Below are 23,031 nucleotides of genomic sequence, written 5' to 3'. Positions count from 1 at the left end.
GAAGCTTTGTGTCAGGCAGCCTGATGGTGCTTGACCTGGGACTTGCGGACCTGGGCACGGCACGCATCGCCGAACGCCTGGAAGATCCTGATCGAATCAGGGTTCTTCGCGGCTTGCCACTCGGGGTGCCACTGCACCGCGAACAGGAAGGGCGAAATGCTCGGGGCATGGATGGCCTCGACCAGGCCGTCTTCGGCCAGGGCAATTGGCTCGATGCCTTTACCGAGGTTGCGCAGGCCTTGGCCATGCAGCGAGTTCACGCGAATCTCGTCGCAGCCCAGAGTGTCGCGCAGCCAGCTGCCTGGCTTGACCTTAACACTGTGGACCTGGGCGTACTGCACCTCGACCGGGTCTTCGGGGTTTTCCCGGTGGTCGTTGAAGCCTGGCTCGGCATACACCTTCTGGTAGATGTCGCCACCCAGGGCCACGTTGATTTCCTGCATGCCGCGGCAGATGCCGAAAATCGGCAGGCCACGCTTGATCGCTGCCTTGACCAGCGGGATGTCGAACAGGTCGCGTGCCTTGTCCTGGCCCTTGCCGGGGGTTTCGTTGTCCTGGCCGTACAGGGCCGGGTCGATGTTGCTGCCGGCACCGGTCAGGTAGACGCCGTCGGCCATGTTCAGATAGGTCTCGAGGTCTTCGGTACCACAGCAAGTGGGTACCAGGACCGGGACGCAATCGGCGAAGTCGACCAGCGGAGTGATGTATTTGTGGGTCATGACCTGATAGTCATGGCCTTTGCGCTCTTGGCTGCCCATGGTCATCAGGACGACGGGTTTGCGCAGGGAAGGTTGCTTGTTGCCAATGTTGCTGTTGGACATATGTCACCTTGGGACAGGTTCGACCTGTCGTTGTTGTGCAGGCGCACGGCCGGGGCCTTGAGTGCGACCTGAAGCCCCGAGCACTGCCGGCTCGTCAGAGGCGACGATTCCGGTCGGGACTTGTTGATAGCTTGCCAGAGCCGTTCGATATGTCAAACGACTGGTAGAGGCGTTAGCGGGGGGGATACGCCGAATTCAGGGGGGTTAAACCGTTGCAGCCCTGTAGCAGCAAGGGTTTGGCAGGGGGTTAGGTCAATTATATTTAACGACGCAGTTGGTTCATTGCACCGCTGCAATGAAGGGGGCCTGTACCGGCCTCTTGGTGGGCAAGCCCGCTGACAAAGGAAGCCGGTACAGGGAGGAACGGGCTCAGTGCAGAATCTGCGCCAGGAAACCCTTGGCCCGTTCTGTCTTGGGCTGGTTGAAGAACACCTGTGGCGGGCTGTCCTCGATGATCTGCCCGCCCTCAAGGAACAGCACCCGTTCGGCCACCTGCCGGGCAAAGCCCATCTCATGGGTAACGCAGAGCATGGTCATGCCCGTGCCGGCCAGTTGCACCAGGACATCCAGCACTTCGGCGACCATTTCCGGGTCCAGTGCCGAGGTCGGCTCATCGAACAGCATGATCCGGGGTTTCATGCACAAGGCGCGGGCAATGGCCACGCGTTGCTGCTGGCCGCCGGAAAGCTGGCTGGGGTATTTGTGCGCCTGGCACTCGATGCCGACCTTGCACAGGTACATCCGTGCCCGTTCTTCGGCGTCCTTGCGCGACAGCCCGCGCACGCTGGTAGGGGCCAGCAGGCAATTGTCGAGCACAGTCATGTGCGGGAACAGGTTGAAGTGCTGGAACACCATGCCGATTTCGCTGCGGATCTGCGCTGCCTGGCGTGTGGTGGCAGCCAGGTCGGTGCCATCTACCTGGATGCTGCCCTGTTGGGCCACTTCCAGGCGGTTGATGCAGCGGATCAGGGTCGACTTGCCCGAACCGGACGGGCCACAGAGGACGATGCGTTCGCCTTCGCGTACCTGCAGGTTGATGTCGCGCAGCACATGGTACGCGCCATAGTGCTTGTTCAGGCCCTCGATGCGGATGAGTACCGGGCGTGGGTCGGGTTCTGGGGCAAGGCTGGCAAGGCTCAGAGGGGCGGTCATATTGTTGTTCTCCGCAAGGTTCAGTCGAAACGCGTCGCGCTGTAGGGTGCAGGGTCGGTAAAGGGGCGCTCGCCGGTCAGAAGCTCTGCCAGCAGCCGGCCACTGACCGGGCCAAGGGTGAGTCCATGGTGGGCGTGGCCGAAGTTGAACCACAGGCCTTGGTGCCGAGGGGCAGGGCCAATTACCGGGCGCATGTCTGGCAGGCACGGGCGACGGCCCAGCCAAGGGGTATCGTCGAGGCGCTCGCCGAGCGCCGGGAACAAGCGCCGGGCCAAGGCCTCGCAGCGGCGCAGCTGGATCTCGTTGCCGGGCGCATTACTGGCGGCAAACTCGATGCCGGTGGTCAGGCGCACGCCCCGGGCCATGGGCGCCAGCACGTAGCCGCCTTGGGTGTCGCAAATCGAATGTTCGAGTTGCGCACCGTCACGGGTGCTGTAGTGCATGTGGTAGCCACGCTTGATCGCCAACGGGATCTTGTAGCCCAGGCCTTCGTACAGGTCTGCCGACTGTGGACCCAGGCAGACCACCACCTCGTCTGCGGTGACAGGGCCACGACGGCTGTCGACCTGCCATTGCCCCTCCACTTGGCGCAGGCTGCGCGCATCACCGTGCAGGAACTGCCCACCACGCTGCACGAACAACGCGGCGTAGCCACGGGTGAGGCCACCGGGGTTGTTCACTGTCTTCGGGTCGAGCCAGTGAATGCCACCGACCACGGTGCTGTCCAGTTGGTGCTCGCGGGCCTGGAGCTGCCCGCATTCGAGGATTTCATACTGCAGGCCGTAGCGGCTCAGGCCTTTGACCTCGGCCTTGGCTTGCTCGAACAGGGCCGGGTCACGGAACACTTCGATCCAACCTTTGGCCTGCACCAGCCCTTCAAGGCCGGCGGCTTTGATCAGGGCGTCATGCTCCTCGACGCAGCGCTGCACCAGCGGCAGCATGTCGGCAGCGGCGCCCGCCAGGCGCCCCGGCGCCGACTGGCGCCAGTAGCGCCACAGCCAGGGCGCGGCCTTGGGCAAGTGCAGCAGGCTGTAGCGCACGTCAGGCTGGCGGTTCAGGCCGTAGCGCAGCAGCGCACCGGCTTGGCGCGGGAAGGCATACGGGATGACGCTGGAGCGCTCGATCAGCCCGGCGTTGCCATGGCTGGTACCGCTGCCGGGTTCGTCACGGTCGATCAGAATCACCTGGCGCCCACGCGCCTGCAGGTGCAGCGCGGTGCTGACGCCGACAATGCCGGCGCCGAGGACGAGGGTCTGGCAATGCATGGTAGGTATCCTTCGGTCAGTTCAGGTGGCGGCCCAGGCGGGCTTCCAGGTGTTTCAGGAGGCGCCGCACCAGCTCGACGATCACCAGGTAGAGCACGGCGGCCCACAGGTAGATCTGGAAGTCGAAGCTGCGCGAGAACGCCAGTTTGGTCACGCCCATCAGGTCGTAGATGGTCACCAGCGAGGCAATGGCGCTGGCCTTGATCATCAGGATCAGCTCATTGCCCAGTGGGCCGATGGCCACCAGCAACGACTGCGGCAGGATCACCTTGAAGAAGGTGGTCGAGCGTTTCAGGTTCAGCGCCCGCGCTGCCTCGTACTGCCCAGGCGCGACGGCCATCAGGCTGCCGCGGAAGATCTCGGCCTGGTAGGCGGCGGTGTTCAGGGTGAACGCCAGCAAGGTGCAGAACCAGGCCTCGCGGAAGAACCACCACAGGCCGACGTCTTGCCAGAACCCCTTGAGCGAACCGAGGCCGTAATAAAGCAGGAACAACTGAGCCAGCAGCGGCGAGCCGCGGAAGAAGTACACGTAACCGGCGGCCATGCGTTGCAGCAGTTGGCTGCGCGACAGGCGTGCCAGTGCCAGCAACAGGCCGAGCACGGCACCCAGGGTGAACGAAATCGCCACCAGCTTGGCTGTTACCAGCAGGCCATCGACGAAGCGTGGGCCGTAGCGTTCCAGCAGGTCGGGGTCGAGGACTACCGCCAGCCATTGTTCGACGTTCATGCCCGGGCTCCTTGCAGGTGGCGGCTGCTACGCCGCTCGATAAAGGCAAAGACCCGGCCCGAGACTGCCGAAAACAGCAGGTAGCCCAGGCAGGCAACGCCATAGAAGAACATCGGCTCCTTGGTCACGCTCACCGCCAGGTTGGTCTGGCGCATCAGGTCGACCAGCGAGATGGTCGACACCAGCGAGGTGTCCTTGAGCAACGACAGCCAGTTATTGGACAGGCCAGGCAGGGCGATGCGCGTCAGTTGCGGCAGCACCACCTTGAAGAAGCCCGTGCGTTTGCTCAGGCCCAATGCAGAGCAGGCCTCAAGCTGCCCTTTGGGCAGGGTCTTGAAGGCGGCCAGCCAGATCTCGCTGGAGAACGCGGCAAACACCAGGCTGAACGCGATCATCGCGGCCAGGAAGGTATTGATCAGGAACTCGCCCTGATAGCCCATGGCGGCCAGCAGCTTTTGCGCTGCGATCTGGCAGCCGTAATAGATGATCAGCAAGGTCAGCAGTTCGGGCAGGCCGCGGAACACGGTCGAGAAGGTCGTGGCCCAGGCCCGGGGCAGGCGCTTGCGCGAGCGCGCCGCGAGGGCCACGGCCAGCCCCAGGGGCAGGCCGATGGGCAGGCAGGCGAGGGCCAGCGAGACGGTTACCAGGGCGCCGGCCAGCAACGCCTGGCCCCAGCCTCCGCTGGCAAAAGATAGCAAGGACAATTGATCGAGCATGACAAACCCCTTGGACGGGTAATGCGGTCGCTGTAGGAGCGGCCTTGCGTCGCGAAAGGGCCGCGTAGCGGCCCCGGCAATCTGTGCCGTTGCATAAATCCTGGGGTCGCAAAACGTCCCCTGGCAATCTGTGCCGTCGCATAGATCCTGGGGCCGCTACGCAGCCCTTTCGCGACGCAAGGCCGCTCCTACAGATCAGTTGTAGATATCGAAAGCGAAGTACTTGCTGGCGATCTTCTGGTAGGTGCCGTTGGCCACGATCTGTTGCAGCGCGGTGTTCAGGCGCTGGCGCAGCGCCTCGTCATCCTTGCGCACGGCAATGGCGGCGTCGGCCTTGGTGTCGGCCACGTCGCCGAGGATCTTGCAGCAGTCCTGGCCGTTCTTGTTCATCCACTCGTGCAGGGGGAACTTGTCGGCGATCACCCCGTCCAGGCGGCCCGCGGCCAGGTCGGCGTTGGCTTCGTCCATGGTCGGGTACAGCTTCACATCGGCGCCGGCCTTGCCATAGACGTCTTCGGCATAGATGGCCTGGGTCGAAGAGGACTGCGCGCCAACGGTGTAGCCGACGAAATTGTTCTGGGCGTCGCTGATCTCGCTGTCCTTGGCCACGGCCACGGTCAGCGGGGTGCGGTAGTAATGATCGGTGAAGGCGATTTTCTTGCGGCGCTCTTCGGTGTCGATCATCGACGCGACCACCGCGTCGTACTTGCGTGCCATCAGGGCCGGGATGATGCCTTCCCAATCCTGGGCCACCAGCGTGCACTCGACTTTCATCTGCTCGCACAGGGCGTGGGTGATGTCGATGTCGAAGCCGTGCAGTTGGTTATCGGCGTCGACATAGTTGAAGGGCGGGTACGCGCCCTCGGTGGCGAAGCGCAGGGTTTCGGCATTGGCGGCGCCCGTCAGCAGCAGGGCACACGCACCCACCATAGCCATGGTCTTGTTCATCTCGCACCTCTTGCACTCTTGCTATTGTTGTTTTGCCGACGGCCACGAGGTGTAGCCGACGAATTCGTTATGTAGAGCGGCAGTCGCTTCCAAGCGTTTTTCAACATCCGGCCCGAGCTTCTTGCAGACCTCGTTGACCATCAGGTGCACCCACGACAGCATGGTCGCGGTGGATTCCCAGAACAGATTGAACTCGGTGGGGATGCGGAACACCTCGTCGGCGTTGGCATCGGCCCAGTCACAGAAGGTGTCGGTCACCAGGGTGACCGCAATGCCGGCTGCGCGCGCCTTCTGGCACAGCTGCAGGGCATGGCGTGAATAGCGGCGGGCCTCGAACACCACCAGTGCGCTGTCTTCGGCGCGGCCCAGCAGCACGTCGCCGAAATGCCCGGCGCTGAGATCGACCAGTTGCACGCCATCGCGCAGGTACTGCAGCAGGTGGCTCATGCACATGGCGACGCCGCGCTCGGTCTGAAAGCCCGCGACGAATACCCGCGGTTTGCTCGCCAGGCGTTGCGCGGCACGGTGCCAGGGCTCGCTCTGGCGGTACTCGTGGACACGGACCAGTGCGGCGATTTCCAGCTCCAGGCTGCCGGCGGTGTCGCTGGCATCGTGGTTCTGGCGGTAGTCTTGCAGGCGGTCACCCACCAGCCAGGGGCCATCGCCCAGGTCGTTCTGCAGGTCTTGCTTGAGCGCCTTGAGGTGGGCATAACCTAACGAGCGGCAGAAACGGCCGACACTGGATTCGCTGACGCCGAGCTTGGCAGCAATGCTGGCCGAGGTCTGGAACGGCAGTTCGTGCAGGTTGGCGAGCATGTAGCTGGCGATCGTGCGGCCTGAGGCGGCAGCCCCTTGCAGGCTGTTTTCCAGGCGTTGCTTGATCGGTTGGCTCATGCTGCATCTCCGGGGTGAGGCTTGCGATAGAAAATGAATGTTTTCTGTCATCAAGTCAACATTTGACAGATAGCTGTCACATGCAGGAAAGTTTTTGTCGTTGCAACGCTGTAGCCATTCCAATTCCAACAAGGAGCTTCAGATGTCCGCACCTTCCACCGGCACTGTCGTACGCGTGCCTTTTACCGAGCTGCAGACCCTCTTGCAGGCGATTTTTCAGCGTCATGGCTGCAGCGAAACAGTGGCCCAGGTGCTTGCCCACAACTGCGCCAGCGCCCAGCGCGATGGCGCCCACAGCCACGGGGTGTTCCGTATTCCGGGCTATGTTTCGACCCTGGCCAGCGGCTGGGTCAATGGGCGTGCCACGCCGAAGGTTACTGACGTGGCCTCCGGTTATGTGCGTGTCGATGCCGCCGGCGGCTTCGCCCAGCCGGCACTGGCAGCGGCCCGTGCGCTGTTGCTGGAAAAGGCCCGCAGCGCCGGTATCGCCGTGCTGGCCATTCACAACTCGCACCATTTCGCCGCGCTGTGGCCGGACGTCGAGCCGTTCGCCGACGAGGGCCTGGTGGCGCTCAGTGTGGTCAACAGCATGACCTGCGTGGTGCCGCATGGTGCCCGCAAGCCGCTGTTCGGCACCAACCCCATCGCCTTTGCCGCGCCCTGCGCCGAACACGACCCGATCGTCTTCGACATGGCCACCAGCGCCATGGCCCACGGTGACGTGCAGATCGCCGCCAGGGCTGGCCAACAGTTGCCCGAGGGCATGGGCGTGGACGCCAATGGCCAGCCGACCACCGACCCCAAGGCCATTCTCGAAGGTGGCGCCTTGTTGCCGTTTGGCGAGCACAAGGGCTCGGCGCTGTCGATGATGGTCGAGTTGTTGGCCGCAGCGCTGACCGGCGGGCACTTTTCCTGGGAGTTCGACTGGTCCGGGCACCCAGGGGCGAAAACGCCATGGACCGGGCAGCTGATCATCGTCATCGACCCGAGCAAGGCCGAAGGCGAGCGTTTTGCCCAGCGCAGCCGCGAACTGGTGGAGCAGATGCAGGCGGTGGGGTTGACGCGCATGCCGGGCGAGCGCCGCTACCGCGAGCGTGAAGTGGCCGAGGAGGAGGGCGTGGCGCTGACCGAGCAGGAGCTGCATGGCCTCAAGGCGCTGCTGGGCTGAGCCAGGCTGTCGGCGCAGATCGGCGGCTGTGCAATCTTGCATAGACAACCTGCACAATAGGTGATGTTACTCAGCAGCGACTCCGGGTATCCTCAGGGCAGCCTTTCCGAACTGTCCTGATCCAAGGAGCTGCACGCTGTGTTCAAACATGTCGATGCCTATGCCGGCGACCCGATCCTCTCGCTGATGGAAACCTTCAAGGCCGATCCCCGTGCCGACAAGGTCAACCTGAGTATCGGCCTGTACTACGATGAAGCCGGCGTAGTGCCGCAGTTGGCGGCGGTGGATGCGGTCGAGAAGCGCATCGCCGGCCAGGCTCACGAAGCCTCGCTCTACCTGCCGATGGAAGGCCTGGCCAGCTACCGCCAGGCCATTCAGGCCCTGCTGTTCGGTGCCGATCACCCAGCGGTGACCGGCGGCCGTGTGGCTACCGTGCAGACCGTGGGCGGTTCTGGCGCTCTGAAAGTCGGTGCCGACTTCCTCAAGCGTTATTTCCCGCAGTCCGAAGTCTGGGTCAGCAACCCGACCTGGGATAACCACCGCGCCATCTTCGAAGGCGCCGGTTTCAAGGTGAATACCTACCCGTACTTCGACCAGACCAGCCGTGGCGTCGACTTCGCTGGCATGCTGCAAGCGCTGCAGACCCTGCCGGCCAACAGCGTCGTGCTGCTGCACCCGTGCTGCCACAACCCGACCGGTGCCGACCTGGACCAGAACCAGTGGCAGCAAGTGGTGGAAGTGGTCAAGGCGCGTCAGCTGATCCCGTTCCTCGACATCGCCTACCAGGGCTTCGGTGAGGGGCTGGTCGAAGATGCCTTCGCCATCCGCGAAATGGCCCGTGCCGGCGTGCCGTGCCTGGTCAGCAACTCGTTCTCGAAAATCTTCTCGCTGTACGGCGAGCGAGTAGGGGGCCTATCGGTGGTCTGCGACGACGACGCCACTGCCCAGAGCGTACTCGGCCAGTTGAAGGCTACCGTGCGCCGCAACTACTCCAGCCCACCCAACTTCGGTGCTCAGCTGGTTGCCGGCGTGCTCGGCGATGCCGCGCTCAATGCCCAGTGGGCGGCGGAGGTCGAAGTGATGCGCAAGCGTATCCTCGACATGCGTCAGGCACTGGTCGATGCCCTGGGCACGCTGCTGCCGGGGCAGGACTTCCAGTTCTTCCTGCGCCAGCGCGGCATGTTCAGCTACACCGGTTTCAGCGTCGAGCAGGTGCGTCGCCTGCGTGACGAGTTCGGCGTGTACCTGATCGACAGTGGCCGGGTGTGCATGTCTGGCCTGCGGCCGGCCAACCTGCAACGGGTGGCCGAGGCGTTCGCCGCGGTTCAGCAGTAATGTGACAGGGGGGACGCGAAGCGGCCCCCTTGGTTTCACCTTGTTGTCATGACAAGTGCAACCGTCCCTCGGACGGGGCTTCGCAAGTGCAACCTTTCAGTGCACAATCGCGCCCTCTTTTTCGGTTGAGGGGTGCGATACGTCTGTTTCGCCACTCTCAGCCTGTTGCAGTCTTGCGAGTGGAGCTACACCCGGAATGAATGAGCAGGCCCCAAGCGTCGAACGGCGCTATGAAGAATCGACCCCGGCAGCCTTGGGCAGTTGGGCACGTCAAGACACCACCTGGATGCTGGGCCTGTTTGGCACCGCCATCGGTGCAGGCACCTTGTTCCTGCCCATCAACGCCGGCTTGGGCGGCTTCTGGCCGCTGCTGATCCTGGCCGTACTGGCCTTCCCGATGACCTACTTCGCCCACCGCGGGCTGACCCGTTTTGTCCTTTCCGGGCGCACGGGCGGCGATATCACGCAAGTGGTCGAGGAGCATTTCGGCATCAAGGCCGGTGCGCTGATCACCGTGCTGTACTTCTTCGCCATCTTCCCGATCCTGCTTATCTATAGCGTGGCGCTGACCAACACCGTTACCAGCTTCATGGAGCACCAGTTGCACATGACGCCGCCGCCACGGGCGCTGCTGTCGTTCGTGCTGATCCTCGGCCTGCTGGCCATCGTGCGTTGCGGTGAGCAGGCCACGGTCAAGGTCATGAGCCTGCTGGTCTACCCGTTCATCGTTGCCCTGGCGTTGCTGGGCCTGTACCTGGTCCCGCACTGGACCGGGGGCATCCTCGACAGCGCCACGCAACTGCCCTCGGGCTCGGCCTTCCTGCACACCGTGTGGCTGGCGATTCCGGTGATGGTGTTCTCGTTCAACCACTCACCGATCATCTCGGCCTTCGCCGTCGACCAGAAGCGCCGCTACGGCGAGCATGCCGATGAGCGCAGCGGCCAGATCCTCGCCCGCGCCCACCTGCTGATGGTGGCCATGGTGCTGTTCTTCGTCTTCAGCTGCGTGCTGACCCTCAGCAGTGCCCAACTGGCTGAGGCCAAGGCGCAGAACCTGTCGATCCTGTCGTACCTGGCCAACCACTTCAGCAACCCGACCATCGCCTTTGCCGCACCACTGATCGCCTTCATTGCCATCGCCAAGTCGTTCCTGGGCCACTACATCGGCGCCAGCGAAGGCCTCAAGGGCATCATCGTCAAGGCCGGTGCGCGCCCGGGTGCAAAAACCCTGGACCGCGTGGTCGCTGCGCTGATGCTGGTGGTCTGCTGGATCGTCGCCACCCTCAACCCGAGCATTCTGGGCATGATCGAATCGCTGGGCGGCCCGATTATCGCGGTATTGCTGTTCCTGATGCCGATGTACGCCATTCGCCGCGTACCGTCGATGCGCAAGTACAGCGGCGCGATGTCCAATGTATTCGTCGTGACAATCGGCGTGGTTGCGCTGACTTCGGTGGTTTACGGCTTGCTGAGCTGATTCACCACCGCTGCAAGCAATGCCTAGGTCGCTTGTCGCGATCTGGGCATTTTTTTTGTCCACAATAATTGTCTGGCAATAGAACAATTTTAACTTCACCCATAGGCACCCGGTCGGCTTCATGCTTAACTCAGTGTCCTTTTCAAACCCCGCATAAGGATTTCGTTCATGGCTCAAGTGACTCTCAAAGGCAACCCGGTTCAGGTCAAGGGCAACCTGCCGCAGGCCGGTGCTCAGGCCCCAGCCTTCTCGCTGGTGGGTGAAGGCCTGGCCGACCAGTCGCTGCAGAACTACGCCGGCAAGCGCAAGGTGCTGAACATCTTCCCAAGCGTCGATACCCCAACCTGCGCCACCTCGGTGCGCAAGTTCAATGCCCAGGCCAATGACGTAGCCAACACCGTGGTGCTGTGCATTTCCGCCGACTTGCCGTTCGCCCAGGCGCGCTTCTGCGGTGCCGAAGGCCTGGAGAACGTGAAAAACCTGTCGACCCTGCGCGGCGCCGAGTTCCTCGAGAACTACGGTGTGGCCATTGCCGACGGCCCGCTGGCCGGCCTGGCTGCGCGTGCGGTAGTGGTACTGGACGAGAACGACAAGGTGCTGCACAGCGAGCTGGTAGCTGAAATCGCTGAAGAGCCTAACTACGAGGCAGCGCTGGCTGTCCTGAAGTAAGGGCTTCTGGCGGGGCCGGTACCGGTAACGGAACTCCAGCCACGCCCACCGCTCCAAGCAACACCCTGTAACGGCCCGGAACGATTTCCGGGCCGTTTTCGTTTAAAGTTCAGCGTTTTGGCAACGTCAGCCAAAGGTAAACCTCTGGTAAAGGGCCTTTGCTAAAACGATGCCAGTGCTTATCGTTCACCCTCCCCACATCGTTATTCCGAACAAGGTTCGTTCAACCCATGCAAGCGTCCAAATCCCGTTCCTCCCGTCGCTGGCTCGTCGGCCTGCTGATCCTGCTGCTGGTGGCCTTGCTGGCCTGGTGGCTGTGGCCCGCAACGCCCGCCCACACAGAGGCCGGCAGCGGGCGCATGGGCAAGGGCGGGCGCCCAGGGTTCGGCGCATCCAGCGACCCGGTGCCGGTACGCGTCGAGCCGGCACGGGTTGGCGATTTCCCGCTTTATTACAAAGCCTTGGGCACGGTCACCGCGACCAATACCGTCAACGTGCGCAGCCGGGTGGGCGGTGAGCTGGTCAAGATCCACTTCAAGGAAGGCCAGCAGGTAAAGGCCGGCGACCTGCTCGCCGAGATCGACCCGCGCAGCTACCGCATCGCCTTGCAGCAGGCCGAAGGCACCCTGGCGCAGAACCAGGCTCAGCTGAAGAACGCCCAGGTAGACGTCGCGCGCTACCGAGGCCTGTATGCCGAAGACAGCATCGCCAAACAGACACTCGACACCGCCGAAGCCCAGGTCGCGCAGTTCCAGGGCCTGGTCAAGACCAACCAGGCGCAGGTCAACGACGCGCGCCTGAACCTCGATTTCACCCAGATCCGTGCGCCGATCAATGGCCGTGTAGGCCTGCGTCAGCTCGACCTGGGTAACCTGGTAGCCGCCAACGACACCACCGCGCTGGTCGTCATCACCCAGACCGAGCCGATCAACGTCGTGTTCACCCTGCCGGAAACCGAGCTGAGCACCGTGCTGGAACGCTATCGCAGCGGCGCCAGCCTGCCGGTCGAGGCCTGGGACCGCAGCGACAGCAAGCTGCAGTCCAGCGGTGTACTGGGCAGTATCGATAACCAGATCGACACCACCACCGGCACCCTCAAGTTCAAGGGCAGGTTCGAGAACAAGGACCTGGCCCTGTTCCCCAACCAGTTCGTCAACGTGCGCCTGCTGGCCGACACCCTCAAGCAGGTGGTAATGGCCCCTGCGGCGGCCATCCAGTTCGGTAACGACGGCACCTTCGCCTATGTGATCAACGCCGAGAACACCGTCAACGTGCGCAAGCTCAAGGTCGGTGCCAGCGATGGTGAAAACAGCGTGATTCTCGAAGGCCTGGCTGCCGGCGACCGCCTTGTGCTGGAAGGCACCGACCGGCTGCGAGAGGGCACCAAGGTGGACGTGGTCGAAGACAGCTCGCAAGTGCCGACCACCCCCGGTCAGCACCTGCAAGGCCAGGACGCCAAGGGCGCCGCCCAGGCTGCTGAAGCAGGCAAGGCGGGCGCATGAACCTCTCGCGCCTGTTCATCCTGCGGCCGGTCGCCACCACGCTGAGCATGCTGGCTATCGTCCTGGCCGGCCTGATTGCCTACACGTTGTTGCCGGTTTCGGCCCTGCCACAGGTCGATTACCCGACCATCCGGGTCATGACCCTGTACCCCGGCGCCAGCCCGCAAGTCATGACCAGTGCGGTCACCGCGCCGCTTGAACGCCAGTTCGGGCAAATGCCGGGCCTGACCCAGATGGCCTCGACCAGCTCCGGCGGTGCCTCGGTGCTGACCCTGCGTTTCAGCCTCGACATGAACATGGATGTCGCCGAGCAACAGGTGCAGGCAGCGATCAATGCGGCCAGCAACCTGCTGCCCAGCGACCTGCCCGCACCGCCGGTGTACAACAAGGTCAACCCGGCCGACACCCCGGTGCTGACCCTGGCCATTTCCTCCAAGACCATGCCGCTGCCCAAGCTCAACGACCTGGTCGATACCCGGGTGGCGCAAAAGCTCGCCCAGATCAGTGGCGTGGGCATGGTCAGTATCGCCGGTGGCCAACGCCAGGCGGTGCGCATCAAGGTCAACGTCGATGCCCTGGCTGCCAACGGCCTCAACCTCGATGACGTGCGTACGCTGATCGGCGCGTCCAACGTCAACCAGCCCAAAGGCAACTTTGACGGCCCGACCCGGGTGTCGATGCTCGACGCCAACGACCAGCTGCGTTCCCCGGCGGAATACGCCAACCTGATCCTGGCCTACAACAACGGTGCGCCGCTGCGCCTGAAGGATGTGGCCGAGATCGTCGACGGTGCCGAAAACGAGCGCCTCGCCGCCTGGGCCAACGAAAACCAGGCCGTGTTGCTGAACATTCAGCGCCAGCCGGGGGCCAACGTCATCGAAGTGGTCGACCGGATCAAGGAACTGCTGCCTTCGATCACCGACAACCTGCCGGCCGGCCTCGACGTGTCGGTGCTCACCGACCGTACCCAGACCATCCGCGCCGCGGTCAAGGACGTGCAGCACGAGTTGCTGATCGCCATCGTCCTGGTGGTCATGGTCACCTTCGTGTTCCTGCGCCGTTTCAGTGCCACCCTGATCCCGTCGATTGCCGTCCCGCTGTCGTTGATCGGCACCTTTGGCGTGATGTACCTGGCCGGTTTTTCGGTGAACAACCTGACCCTCATGGCCCTGACCATCGCCACCGGTTTCGTGGTGGACGATGCCATCGTCATGCTGGAGAACATCTCCCGGCACATCGAGGAAGGCGAAACCCCCATGCAGGCCGCGCTCAAGGGCGCCCGGCAGATCGGCTTCACCCTGATATCGCTGACCTTCTCGCTGATCGCGGTACTGATCCCGCTGTTGTTCATGGCCGATGTGGTCGGCCGGCTGTTCCGCGAGTTCGCGATCACCCTGGCGGTGGCGATCCTGATTTCCCTGGTCGTGTCGCTGACCCTCACGCCGATGATGTGCGCGCGCTTGCTCAAGCGCGAGCCCAAGGAAGAAGAGCAGGGCCGTTTCTACCGCGCCAGTGGCGCCTGGATCGACTGGCTGATCGAGCACTACGGCCGCGGCCTGCAGTGGGTGCTCAGGCATCAGCCGCTGACCCTGCTGGTGGCGGTGGGCAGCCTTGCGCTTACCGTGGTGCTCTACATGGCGGTGCCCAAGGGCTTCTTCCCGGTGCAGGACACCGGCGTGATCCAGGGTATTTCCGAAGCGCCGCAATCGACCTCGTTCGCCGCCATGAGCGAGCGCCAGCAGTCGCTGAGCAAGGTAATCCTGCAGGACCCGGCCGTGCAGAGCCTGTCGTCCTACATTGGCGTGGATGGCGACAACGCCACACTCAACAGCGGGCGCCTGCTGATCAACCTCAAGCCGCACGGTGAACGTGACGTCACCGCCGGCGAGGTCATCAGCCGCCTGCAGCCGCAGCTCGACAAGCTGGTGGGCATCCGCCTGTTCATGCAGCCGGTGCAGGACTTGAGTATCGAGGACCGGGTCAGCCGCACCCAGTACCAGTTCAGCCTGTCCTCCCCTGACGCCGACCTGCTGGCGCAGTGGAGCGGCAAGCTGGTGCAGGCGCTGCAACAGCGCCCGGAACTTGCCGACGTGGCCAGCGACCTGCAGGACAAGGGCCTGCAGGTGTACCTGGTGATCGACCGCGACATGGCCAGCCGCCTTGGCATCACGGTTGCGCAGATCACCAACGCCTTGTACGACGCCTTCGGCCAGCGGCAGATCTCGACCATCTACACCCAGGCCAGCCAGTACCGCGTGGTGCTGCAGTCGCAAGCCGCCGCCAGCATCGGCCCGCAGGCGCTGGAGTCGATCCACGTCAAGGCCACCGATGGCGGCCAGGTGCGGCTGTCGGCGCTGGCGCGTATCGAGCAGCGCCAGGCGCAGTTGGCGATTTCGCACATTGGCCAGTTCCCGGCGGTGATGATGTCGTTCAACCTGGCCCATGGCGCGTCGCTGGGCGAGGCGGTCAAGGTCATCGAGCAGGTGCAGCAGGAGATCGGCATGCCGATTGGCGTGCAAACCCGCTTCCAGGGCGCCGCAGAAGCCTTCCAGGCCTCGCTGTCGAGCACCTTGCTGCTGATTCTCGCCGCCGTGGTGACCATGTACATCGTGCTGGGTGTGCTCTACGAGAGCTACGTCCACCCGGTGACCATCCTTTCGACCTTGCCCTCGGCGGCGGTCGGCGCGTTGCTGGCATTGCTCATCAGTGGCAACGACCTGGGCATGATCGCCATCATCGGCATCATCCTGCTGATCGGCATCGTCAAGAAGAACGCGATCATGATGATCGACTTCGCCCTTGAAGCCGAACGCCATCAGGGCATGTCCCCGCAGGACGCCATCTACCAGGCCGCGTTGCTGCGCTTCCGGCCGATCCTGATGACCACCCTGGCCGCGCTGTTCGGTGCGGTGCCGCTGATGCTCGCAACCGGCTCCGGTGCCGAACTGCGCCAGCCGCTGGGCCTGGTGATGGTGGGCGGGCTGCTGGTCAGCCAGGTACTGACACTGTTCACCACGCCGGTCATCTACCTTTATTTTGATCGGCTTGCGCGTCGTTTTGGTCGGCAGGACGTTGCGGAGGAGCCGGCATGAGCGGCCTCAAGCATCAAGCCGCAAGCTGCAAGCTGATTGACGTGAGCCGGAGTTCCGAGCCTGCTCGCACGCCCACTTGTAGCGTGCAACTTGCAGCTTGGAGCTACAAATGAACCTGTCCGGTCCTTTCATCCGGCGCCCGGTGGCGACGATGTTGCTGAGCCTGGCGATCATGCTGCTGGGCGGGGTCAGCTTCGGCCTGCTGCCGGTTGCGCCGCTGCCGCAGATGGACTTCCCGGTGATCGTGGTGCAGGCCAACCTGTCCGGTGCCAGCCCTGAAGTCATGGCCGCCACCGTGGCCACGCCGCTGGAACGCAAGCTGGGCAGCATCGCCGGCGTTACCACGCTGACCAGCAGCTCCAACCAGGGCTCGACGCGGGTGATCATCGGCTTTGAAATGGGCCGTGACATCGACGGCGCGGCGCGTGAGGTGCAGGCGGCCATCAATGCCACCCGCAACCTGCTACCCAGCGGCATGCGCAGTATGCCCACGTACAAGAAGATCAACCCGTCGCAGGCGCCGATCATGGTGCTGTCGCTGACCTCCGATGTGCTGCAGAAGGGCCAGCTGTACGATTTGGCAGACACCATCCTGTCGCAGAGCCTGGCCCAGGTGTCCGGGGTAGGGGAGGTGCAGATCGGCGGCAGTTCGCTGCCGGCCGTGCGCATCTCGGTGGAGCCGCAGTTGCTCAACCAGTACGGCGTGTCGCTGGACGAGGTACGCACCGCTGTGGCCAACGCCAACCAGCGCCGGCCCATGGGCTTCGTCGAGGATGCCGAGCGTAGCTGGGAGGTGCGGGCCAACGACCAGCTGGAAACGGCCAAGGACTACGAGCCGGTGGTGATCCGCCAGCAGAACGGCACCATCTTGCGTCTGTCCGACGTGGCGACCATCACCGACAGCGTCGAGAACCGCTACAACAGCGGCTTCTTCAACGACCAGAGCGCGGTGCTGCTGGTGGTCAACCGCCAGACCGGGGCCAACATCATCGAAACGGTCGACCAGATCAAGGCGCAGTTGCCGGCGTTGCAGTCGCTGCTGCCGGCCAGCGTCCAGCTGAATGTGGCCATGGACCGCTCGCCGGTGATCAAGGCGACCCTCAAGGAGGCCGAGCACACCCTGTTGATCGCGGTGGGGCTGGTGATCCTGGTGGTCTACCTGTTCCTTGGCAGCCTGCGTGCCTCGTTGATCCCGAGCCTGGCGGTACCGGTGTCGCTGGTGGGCACCTTTGCCGTCATGTACCTGTGCGGTTTCTCTCTCAACAACCTGTCGCTGATGGCGCTGATCCTGGCGACCGGCCTGGTGGTGGACGATGCCATCGTGGTGCTGGAGAACATCTCCCGGCACATCGAGGATGGCCAGCCGCCGATGCGTGCGGCCTTCCTGGGCGCCAAGGAAGTGGGCTTCACGCTGTTGTCGATGAACGTGTCGCTGGTGGCGGTATTCGTCTCGATCCTGTTCATGGGCGGCATCGTGCGCAGCCTGTTCCAGGAGTTTTCGATCACGTTGGCGGCGGCGATCATCGTCTCGCTGGTGGTCTCGCTGACCCTGACACCAATGCTCTGCGCGCGCTGGCTCAAGCCGCACCAGGCGCAGCAGACCCGCGTGCAGCGCTGGAGCGACAAGCTGCACCGGCGCATGGTCAATGGCTATGACCGCAGCCTTGGCTGGGCGCTGCGCCACAAGCGCCTGACCCTGCTTAGTCTGTTGGCCACCATCGGCATCAACATTGCCCTGTACGTGGTGGTGCCCAAGACACTGATGCCGCAGCAGGACACCGGCCAGTTGATGGGCTTTATCCGGGGTGACGATGGCCTGTCGTTCAGCGTGATGCAGCCCAAGATGGAAATCTACCGCCGCGCCTTGCTGGCCGACCCTGCGGTGCAGAGTGTGGCGGGCTTCATCGGCGGCAACAGTGGTACCAACAATGCCATGGTGCTGGTGCGCCTGAAACCGATCAACGAGCGCAAGATCGATGCCCAGAAGGTCATCGAGCGCCTGCGCAAAGAGATGCCCAAGGTGCCCGGCGGGCGCCTGTTCCTGATGGCTGACCAGGACCTGCAGCTGGGTGGCGGCGGGCGTGACCAGACCTCGTCGCAGTACCTGTACACCCTGCAGAGCGGCGACCTGGCGGCCCTGCGCGAGTGGTTCCCGAGAGTGGTCGCGGCGGTGCGTGCCTTGCCCGAGTTGACGGCCATTGACGCCCGTGACGGCGCCGGCACCCAGCAGGTCACCCTGGTGGTCGATCGTGACCAGGCCAAGCGCCTGGGCATCGACATGGACATGGTCACCACGGTGCTCAACAACGCCTACAGCCAGCGGCAGATCTCGACCATCTACGACAGCCTCAACCAGTACCAGGTGGTGCTGGAGATCAACCCGAAATACGCCTGGGACCCGAGCACCCTGGAGCAGGTGCAGGTGATCACCAATGATGGCGCCCGGGTGCCGTTGTCGACCATTGCCCACTACGAGAACAGCCTGGCCAATGACCGGGTCAGCCACGAGGGCCAGTTCGCCTCCGAAGACATTGCCTTCGACGTTGCCGAAGGCTACAGCCCTGACCAGGCCATGGCCGCAGTGGAGCGGGCGGTGGCCAAGCTGGGCCTGCCCGAGGAAGTCATCGCCAAGCTCGGCGGCACCGCCGACGCTTTCGCCAAGACCCAGGAAGGCCAGCCCTTCATGATCCTCGGCGCGTTGGTGCTGGTGTACCTGGTGCTGGGCATTCTTTATGAAAGCTACATTCACCCGCTGACCATTCTCTCGACACTGCCCTCGGCCGGCGTCGGTGCCTTGCTGGCGCTGTATGTCACCGGCGGCGAGTTCAGCCTGATCTCGCTGCTGGGCCTGTTCCTGCTGATTGGCGTGGTGAAGAAGAACGCGATCCTGATGATCGACCTGGCGCTGCAACTGGAGCGCCACCAGGGCCTGTCGCCGGAGGAGTCCATCCGCCGCGCTTGCCTGTTGCGCTTGCGGCCGATTCTGATGACCACCCTGGCGGCCATCCTCGGCGCCTTGCCGCTGCTGGTCAGCCGTGCCGAAGGCGCGGAAATGCGCCAGCCGCTGGGTTTGACCATCATCGGTGGCCTGGTCTTCAGCCAGATCCTCACCCTTTATACGACACCGGTGGTCTATCTGTACCTCGACCGCCTGCGTCACCGTTTCAACCATTGGCGCGGCGTGCGCACCGACGCCGCTCTGGAAACCCCGCTATGAACTTTGCCCAGACACCCCTTCACCGTACCCTGCAGTCGTTGACCCTGGGGCGTGGCTCGCGTCTGCTCGGCGCCGGCCTGTGTGTAGCGCTGCTCAGTGCCTGTACCCTGAGCCCGGACTACCACCGCCCCGAGCTGAGCACCCCGGCGCAGTACAAGCAGGCCGAGGGCTGGAGCCAGGCCAAACCGTCGGACGCCATTGCCCGTGGCGCTTGGTGGGAGGTTTATGGCGATGCCGGGCTCAATGCCTTGGTCGAAGAGCTCAACCGCAGCAACCAGACCGTCGCGCAGTCCGAAGCCCAGTACCGCCAGGCCCAGGCGCTGGTGCGCAGCAGCCGCGCCGCGCTGTTCCCGAGCCTGGACCTGAGCGCCAGCAAGAACCGTTCGGCTCAAGGCACCGGCAGCTCCAGCTCCAGCCTGTCGAACAACAGCAGCGGCATTCGCAACACCTACAACACGCAGCTCGGCGTGAGCTGGGAGATCGACCTGTGGGGCAAGCTACGTGAAACCTTGAACGCCAACGAAGCCAGTGCCGAAGCCAGCTTTGCCGACCTTGCCTCGATTCGCCTGAGCCAGCAGTCGGAGCTGGTGCAAAACTACCTGCAGTTGCGTGTGATCGATGAGCAGAAGCGCCTGCTGGAAGCGACCGTGGCCACCTACGAGCGCTCGCTGCGCATGACCGAAAACCAGTATCGCGCCGGTGTGTCCGGCCCGGATGCGGTGGCGCAGGCGCGGACCCAGCTGAAAAGCACCCAGGCAGACCTGATCGACCTGATCTGGCAGCGTGCGCAGTTCGAGAATGCCATTGCCGTGTTGCTGGGCAAGGCCCCGGCGAACTTCGCGCTGGCCGACAGCAAGAACATCCCGGCGCTGCCGGACATCCCCGTGACATTGCCCTCGCAATTGCTTGAGCGCCGCCCGGACATTGCCTCGGCCGAGCGCAACGTGATGGCCGCCAACGCCAATATCGGCGTATCGCGGGCTGCCTACTTCCCCGACCTGAGCCTGAGCCTGAGTGGGGGCTATTCCAGCAGCAGCTTCAGCAACTGGATCGAACTGCCGAACCGCTACTGGTCGGTAGGGCCTTCGCTGGCCATGACCTTGTTCGATGCGGGCAAGCGCAGCGCCGAGGTGGACCGTACCGTGGCGGTGTATGACCAGACTGTGGCGCAGTATCGCCAGACCGTGCTCGATGGCTTCAAGGAGGTGGAAAACTACCTGGTGCAGCTGAAGGTATACGGCGATGAAGCGGTGGTACGCCAGGAGGCCCTGGACGCGGCGCGTGAGTCGCTGCGCCTTACGGAGAACCAGTACCGCGCGGGCTTGATCGGCTACCTGGATGTGGTGAACGTGCAGACCACGGCGCTGAGTAATGAGCGCAGTGTGCTGAACCTACTGCAAGGGCGGCTGGTGGCGAGTGTGCAACTGATCGCCGCGCTGGGCGGCGGTTGGGATGCCGAGCAGGCGTTTGCCGAGTAGGAGCTCGCCCAGCCCTAGGGCTGTGTGAGCACCTGCCTTGCTCGAAATTCAGAAAACAACGATGACCCAGTAGGAGCGGGCCGGGGCAGAGCCTCAGGAGGGGATGTTGGATCCATTCCCATTCGCAAAAACCCCGTGCGTTTCGCCAAAGCTTGAGTACAATTGTCAGCTTTTTCCGGGCCCCCTGGCCTGTCGCTGGAACTCCCAATGCTCACAGGCAGCTACTCCTCTTCGTTGGTGTTGATTTCGCTGTGCGTGGCGATCCTGGCGTCCTATACCGCCCTTGACCTGACCGGCCGTATCGCCACGGCCCAGGGCAGGGCTGTGCACCTGTGGATGGGGGGCGGCGCGCTGGCCATGGGCATCGGCGTGTGGTCGATGCACTTCATCGGCATGCTCGCGTTCAGCCTGCCCGTCGAGCTGGGCTACGACCTTGGGCTGACGGCGTTTTCGCTGTTGATCGCCGTGCTGTCGTCAGGCTTTGCCTTGTGGCTGGTGAGCCAGCCGAGCCTGCCCTGGCTGCAACTGGGCTTTGGTGCGTTGATCATGGGGGCGGGCATCAGTTGCATGCACTACACCGGCATGGCCGCGCTGCGCATGCTGCCGGGCATCGACTATGACCCAACGCTGTTCGGCGCTTCGCTGTTGATCGCCGTTGGCGCCTCGGCGGCGGCGCTGTGGATCGCGTTTCGCTTGCGCAGGCACACCCCTTACGTGCGCCAGATCCGGGGCCTGGCGGCCGTGATCATGGGGGTTGCCATAGTGGGCATGCACTACACCGGCATGGCGGCGGCCAATTTCCCTGCGGGCAGCTTCTGTGGTGCGCTGGGCGGCGGGCTGCAAGGCGACGGGCTGGTCTACCTGGTGCTGATCACCACCCTGGCGGTATTGGCGGTGGCGTTGCTGACCTCGGTGCTGGACGCGCGCCTGGAAGCGCGCACCGCGGAACTTGCCCGCTCGCTGACCCTGGCCAACCAGGAGCTGACCCAGCTGGCCCTGCACGACACGCTCACCGACCTGCCCAACCGTACCCTGCTGGCCGACCGCATCGAGCAGGCCATCGGCAAGGTGGCGGAGCAGGGCGGGTGCTTTGCCTTGATGTTCATCGACCTGGATGGTTTCAAACCGGTCAACGATGCCTTTGGCCATCATGTCGGTGACCTGTTGCTCAAGGCCGTGGCCGCACGCCTGCGTGGCCACTTGCACAGCCAGGACACCTTGGCGCGCATTGGCGGCGACGAGTTCGTGCTGCTGGTGGAATTGCAGGAGCCGAACGATGCCATGGACGTGGCGGTCAAGCAGGTCAACCTGGTGTCGCGGCCGTTCCGTGTCGCCGAGCATGATCTGCAACTCACGGCCAGCCTGGGCATCGTCTTGTACCCAGGCAATGGCCTGGACCAGCACGAGTTGCTGCGCAATGCCGATGCCGCGATGTACCACGCCAAAAGCGCCGGCAAGAATGGCTACAGCTTCTTCGACGTGTCGATGAACAGCAACGCTCGGCAGCAGCTGCAGTTGCTGCAGGACCTGCGCCAGGCGCTGGAGCAGGGCCAGTTCCGCCTGCATTACCAGCCCAAGTTCGATGCCCAGGCCTGCCAGCCGATCGGTGCCGAAGCCCTGCTGCGCTGGGAGCACCCGCAGCAGGGGTTGTTGCTGCCTGATCGGTTCATCGGCCTGGCGGAAAAGACCGGCCTGATAATCCCCATTGGCGAATGGGTGCTCGACGAAGCCTGCCGGCAGATGCGTCAGTGGCTGGACCAAGGGCACCTGGGCTGGCGCATGGCGGTCAACCTTTCGGCCATCCAGTTCTGCCACGCTGGACTGGTCGAAAGCGTGGCCCGGGCTTTGAGCGAGAATGGCCTGCCGGCCAACTGCCTGACTCTGGAAATCACCGAAACCACCGCCATGCACGACGCCGATGCCAGCCTGACGGTGCTGCAACGCCTGTCCGACATGGGCGTGGACTTGTCCATCGATGACTTTGGCACCGGTTACTCCAGCCTCATGTACCTCAAGCGCCTGCCGGCCAACGAGCTGAAGATCGACCGTGGTTTCGTGCGTGACCTGGAGCAGGACAGCGATGACGCCGCGATTGTCTCTGCAATCGTTGCCCTGGGCCAGGCACTGGGGTTGCGCATCGTTGCCGAAGGGGTAGAGACCGACAAACAGCAAGACTTCCTCACCCGCCTGGGGTGCGATTCGCTGCAAGGGTATCTGCTGGGCCAGCCGGTGCCGGCAGAGCAGTTCATGGGCAATTTGCAGGCGCTGCGCCAGGAACCCGAGGTGCCGGTTTAGCCTGCGTCGCGCAAAGCGAAGACCGGTACGAAGGCGTCCATTTCGGCCTCGACCGCTTCGATGATGCGCTCGACATCCGCCGCGGCCATGATGGCGGCGCAAGGAATGCCGGCGATGGCCAGCAGGGTTTCCCCGGTGGCGCGGTCGAACAGGCGCGCGATCATGCTGCGCGGTGCATCCATGCTGGCCTCGAAGCCCAGCGGGTGGAAATGCCAGCGCATCACCTGACAGGCGTTTGGGAACGTCATCTTGTTCATGCCAGCCTCCTTGTCCTT

General features: G+C 63.9%; 17 protein-coding genes. 9 read left to right on the top strand and 8 right to left on the bottom strand.

The annotated features are described in order from the left end of the window. Positions 1-11 precede the first annotated feature (11 nt). From NP534_RS15995 to NP534_RS15965, 7 genes are all read right to left on the bottom strand, one after another. Positions 12-821, bottom strand: coding sequence for a gamma-glutamyl-gamma-aminobutyrate hydrolase family protein (locus NP534_RS15995; RefSeq protein ID WP_274099351.1), 810 nt, complete (start codon positions 819-821; stop codon positions 12-14). 369 nt (positions 822-1,190) lie between these two features. Next, positions 1,191-1,973 (bottom strand): amino acid ABC transporter ATP-binding protein, encoded by a 783-nt coding sequence (locus tag NP534_RS15990; RefSeq protein WP_274099350.1) that lies wholly within the window; start codon positions 1,971-1,973, stop codon positions 1,191-1,193. Positions 1,974-1,993: 20 nt separating this feature from the next. Continuing rightward, positions 1,994-3,238 (bottom strand): NAD(P)/FAD-dependent oxidoreductase, encoded by a 1,245-nt coding sequence (locus NP534_RS15985; protein ID WP_274099349.1) that lies wholly within the window; start codon positions 3,236-3,238, stop codon positions 1,994-1,996. Between the two features lie 16 nt (positions 3,239-3,254). Beyond that, a complete protein-coding gene (locus NP534_RS15980; protein ID WP_033697392.1) occupies positions 3,255-3,965 on the bottom strand; it encodes an ABC transporter permease in 711 nt (236 codons plus the stop codon). Continuing rightward, positions 3,962-4,681, bottom strand: coding sequence for an ABC transporter permease (locus NP534_RS15975; protein WP_274099348.1), 720 nt, complete (start codon positions 4,679-4,681; stop codon positions 3,962-3,964). The genes NP534_RS15980 and NP534_RS15975 overlap by 4 nt, the downstream gene beginning before the upstream one ends. A 195-nt stretch (positions 4,682-4,876) precedes the next feature. Continuing rightward, positions 4,877-5,629, bottom strand: a complete 753-nt coding sequence (locus tag NP534_RS15970; protein WP_274099347.1) for a transporter substrate-binding domain-containing protein — start codon at positions 5,627-5,629, stop codon at positions 4,877-4,879. Positions 5,630-5,650: 21 nt separating this feature from the next. Next, positions 5,651-6,523 carry a MurR/RpiR family transcriptional regulator gene (locus NP534_RS15965; protein WP_274099346.1) on the bottom strand — a complete coding sequence of 291 codons (873 nt, stop codon included), beginning with the start codon at positions 6,521-6,523 and terminating at the stop codon, positions 5,651-5,653. Between the two features lie 142 nt (positions 6,524-6,665). Here NP534_RS15965 and NP534_RS15960 point away from each other — a divergent pair, with 142 nt between their 5' ends. The 9 genes from NP534_RS15960 to NP534_RS15920 all read left to right on the top strand — a co-directional run bounded on the left by NP534_RS15960 (position 6,666) and on the right by NP534_RS15920 (position 22,756). Continuing rightward, positions 6,666-7,691 (top strand): Ldh family oxidoreductase, encoded by a 1,026-nt coding sequence (locus tag NP534_RS15960; RefSeq protein ID WP_033697397.1) that lies wholly within the window; start codon positions 6,666-6,668, stop codon positions 7,689-7,691. Between the two features lie 138 nt (positions 7,692-7,829). Then, a complete protein-coding gene (locus tag NP534_RS15955) occupies positions 7,830-9,026 on the top strand; it encodes an amino acid aminotransferase (protein ID WP_274099345.1) in 1,197 nt (398 codons plus the stop codon). A gap of 196 nt (positions 9,027-9,222) precedes the next feature. After that, positions 9,223-10,503, top strand: coding sequence for a serine/threonine transporter (locus tag NP534_RS15950; RefSeq protein ID WP_047583738.1), 1,281 nt, complete (start codon positions 9,223-9,225; stop codon positions 10,501-10,503). Between the two features lie 168 nt (positions 10,504-10,671). Next, positions 10,672-11,172 (top strand): thiol peroxidase, encoded by a 501-nt coding sequence (gene tpx, locus NP534_RS15945; protein WP_033697401.1) that lies wholly within the window; start codon positions 10,672-10,674, stop codon positions 11,170-11,172. A 230-nt stretch (positions 11,173-11,402) separates the two neighbouring features. Continuing rightward, the gene (locus NP534_RS15940) at positions 11,403-12,674 is read left to right on the top strand and encodes an MdtA/MuxA family multidrug efflux RND transporter periplasmic adaptor subunit (RefSeq protein WP_033697402.1); all 1,272 of its coding nucleotides are present in this window, start codon (positions 11,403-11,405) and stop codon (positions 12,672-12,674) included. Next, positions 12,671-15,766, top strand: coding sequence for an MdtB/MuxB family multidrug efflux RND transporter permease subunit (locus tag NP534_RS15935; protein WP_274099344.1), 3,096 nt, complete (start codon positions 12,671-12,673; stop codon positions 15,764-15,766). The genes NP534_RS15940 and NP534_RS15935 overlap by 4 nt, the downstream gene beginning before the upstream one ends. Before the next feature lie 109 nt (positions 15,767-15,875). Then, the gene (locus NP534_RS15930; RefSeq protein WP_274099343.1) at positions 15,876-18,983 is read left to right on the top strand and encodes an efflux RND transporter permease subunit; all 3,108 of its coding nucleotides are present in this window, start codon (positions 15,876-15,878) and stop codon (positions 18,981-18,983) included. Beyond that, positions 18,980-20,461: an efflux transporter outer membrane subunit gene (locus NP534_RS15925; RefSeq protein ID WP_274099342.1), complete on the top strand. Its 1,482-nt coding sequence runs from the start codon at positions 18,980-18,982 to the stop codon at positions 20,459-20,461. The genes NP534_RS15930 and NP534_RS15925 overlap by 4 nt, the downstream gene beginning before the upstream one ends. 207 nt (positions 20,462-20,668) lie before the next feature. After that, entirely contained in the window at positions 20,669-22,756 is a 2,088-nt protein-coding gene (locus NP534_RS15920) for a putative bifunctional diguanylate cyclase/phosphodiesterase (RefSeq protein WP_274099341.1), read from the top strand. On the opposite strand, the gene NP534_RS15915 is transcribed toward NP534_RS15920, so the two are convergent. Next, complete coding sequence (locus NP534_RS15915) at positions 22,753-23,013, bottom strand: DUF1652 domain-containing protein (protein WP_027593589.1); 261 nt, start codon at positions 23,011-23,013, stop codon at positions 22,753-22,755. The two genes, NP534_RS15920 and NP534_RS15915, sit on opposite strands and share 4 nt — an antisense overlap. Positions 23,014-23,031: the final 18 nt, after the last annotated feature.

The sequence above is a fragment of the Pseudomonas sp. 39004 genome, from assembly GCF_028682155.1.
In the GTDB taxonomy this organism is placed as follows: domain Bacteria; phylum Pseudomonadota; class Gammaproteobacteria; order Pseudomonadales; family Pseudomonadaceae; genus Aquipseudomonas; species Aquipseudomonas capeferrum.
The sequence above is the reverse complement of the archived record's forward strand: the minus strand, read 5'-3'. Positions and strand labels throughout refer to the sequence as shown.

Coding starts and splice junctions, on each gene's coding strand:
- NP534_RS15950 (WP_047583738.1), top strand. CDS start 9,223: ATGAATGAGCAGGCCCCAAGCGTCGAACGGCGCTATGAAGAATCGACC.
- NP534_RS15990 (WP_274099350.1), bottom strand. CDS start 1,973: ATGACCGCCCCTCTGAGCCTTGCCAGCCTTGCCCCAGAACCCGACCCA.
- NP534_RS15980 (WP_033697392.1), bottom strand. CDS start 3,965: ATGAACGTCGAACAATGGCTGGCGGTAGTCCTCGACCCCGACCTGCTG.
- NP534_RS15940 (WP_033697402.1), top strand. CDS start 11,403: ATGCAAGCGTCCAAATCCCGTTCCTCCCGTCGCTGGCTCGTCGGCCTG.
- NP534_RS15925 (WP_274099342.1), top strand. CDS start 18,980: ATGAACTTTGCCCAGACACCCCTTCACCGTACCCTGCAGTCGTTGACC.
- tpx (WP_033697401.1), top strand. CDS start 10,672: ATGGCTCAAGTGACTCTCAAAGGCAACCCGGTTCAGGTCAAGGGCAAC.
- NP534_RS15985 (WP_274099349.1), bottom strand. CDS start 3,238: ATGCATTGCCAGACCCTCGTCCTCGGCGCCGGCATTGTCGGCGTCAGC.
- NP534_RS15975 (WP_274099348.1), bottom strand. CDS start 4,681: ATGCTCGATCAATTGTCCTTGCTATCTTTTGCCAGCGGAGGCTGGGGC.
- NP534_RS15920 (WP_274099341.1), top strand. CDS start 20,669: ATGCTCACAGGCAGCTACTCCTCTTCGTTGGTGTTGATTTCGCTGTGC.
- NP534_RS15930 (WP_274099343.1), top strand. CDS start 15,876: ATGAACCTGTCCGGTCCTTTCATCCGGCGCCCGGTGGCGACGATGTTG.
- NP534_RS15960 (WP_033697397.1), top strand. CDS start 6,666: ATGTCCGCACCTTCCACCGGCACTGTCGTACGCGTGCCTTTTACCGAG.
- NP534_RS15965 (WP_274099346.1), bottom strand. CDS start 6,523: ATGAGCCAACCGATCAAGCAACGCCTGGAAAACAGCCTGCAAGGGGCT.
- NP534_RS15995 (WP_274099351.1), bottom strand. CDS start 821: ATGTCCAACAGCAACATTGGCAACAAGCAACCTTCCCTGCGCAAACCC.
- NP534_RS15970 (WP_274099347.1), bottom strand. CDS start 5,629: ATGAACAAGACCATGGCTATGGTGGGTGCGTGTGCCCTGCTGCTGACG.
- NP534_RS15935 (WP_274099344.1), top strand. CDS start 12,671: ATGAACCTCTCGCGCCTGTTCATCCTGCGGCCGGTCGCCACCACGCTG.
- NP534_RS15915 (WP_027593589.1), bottom strand. CDS start 23,013: ATGAACAAGATGACGTTCCCAAACGCCTGTCAGGTGATGCGCTGGCAT.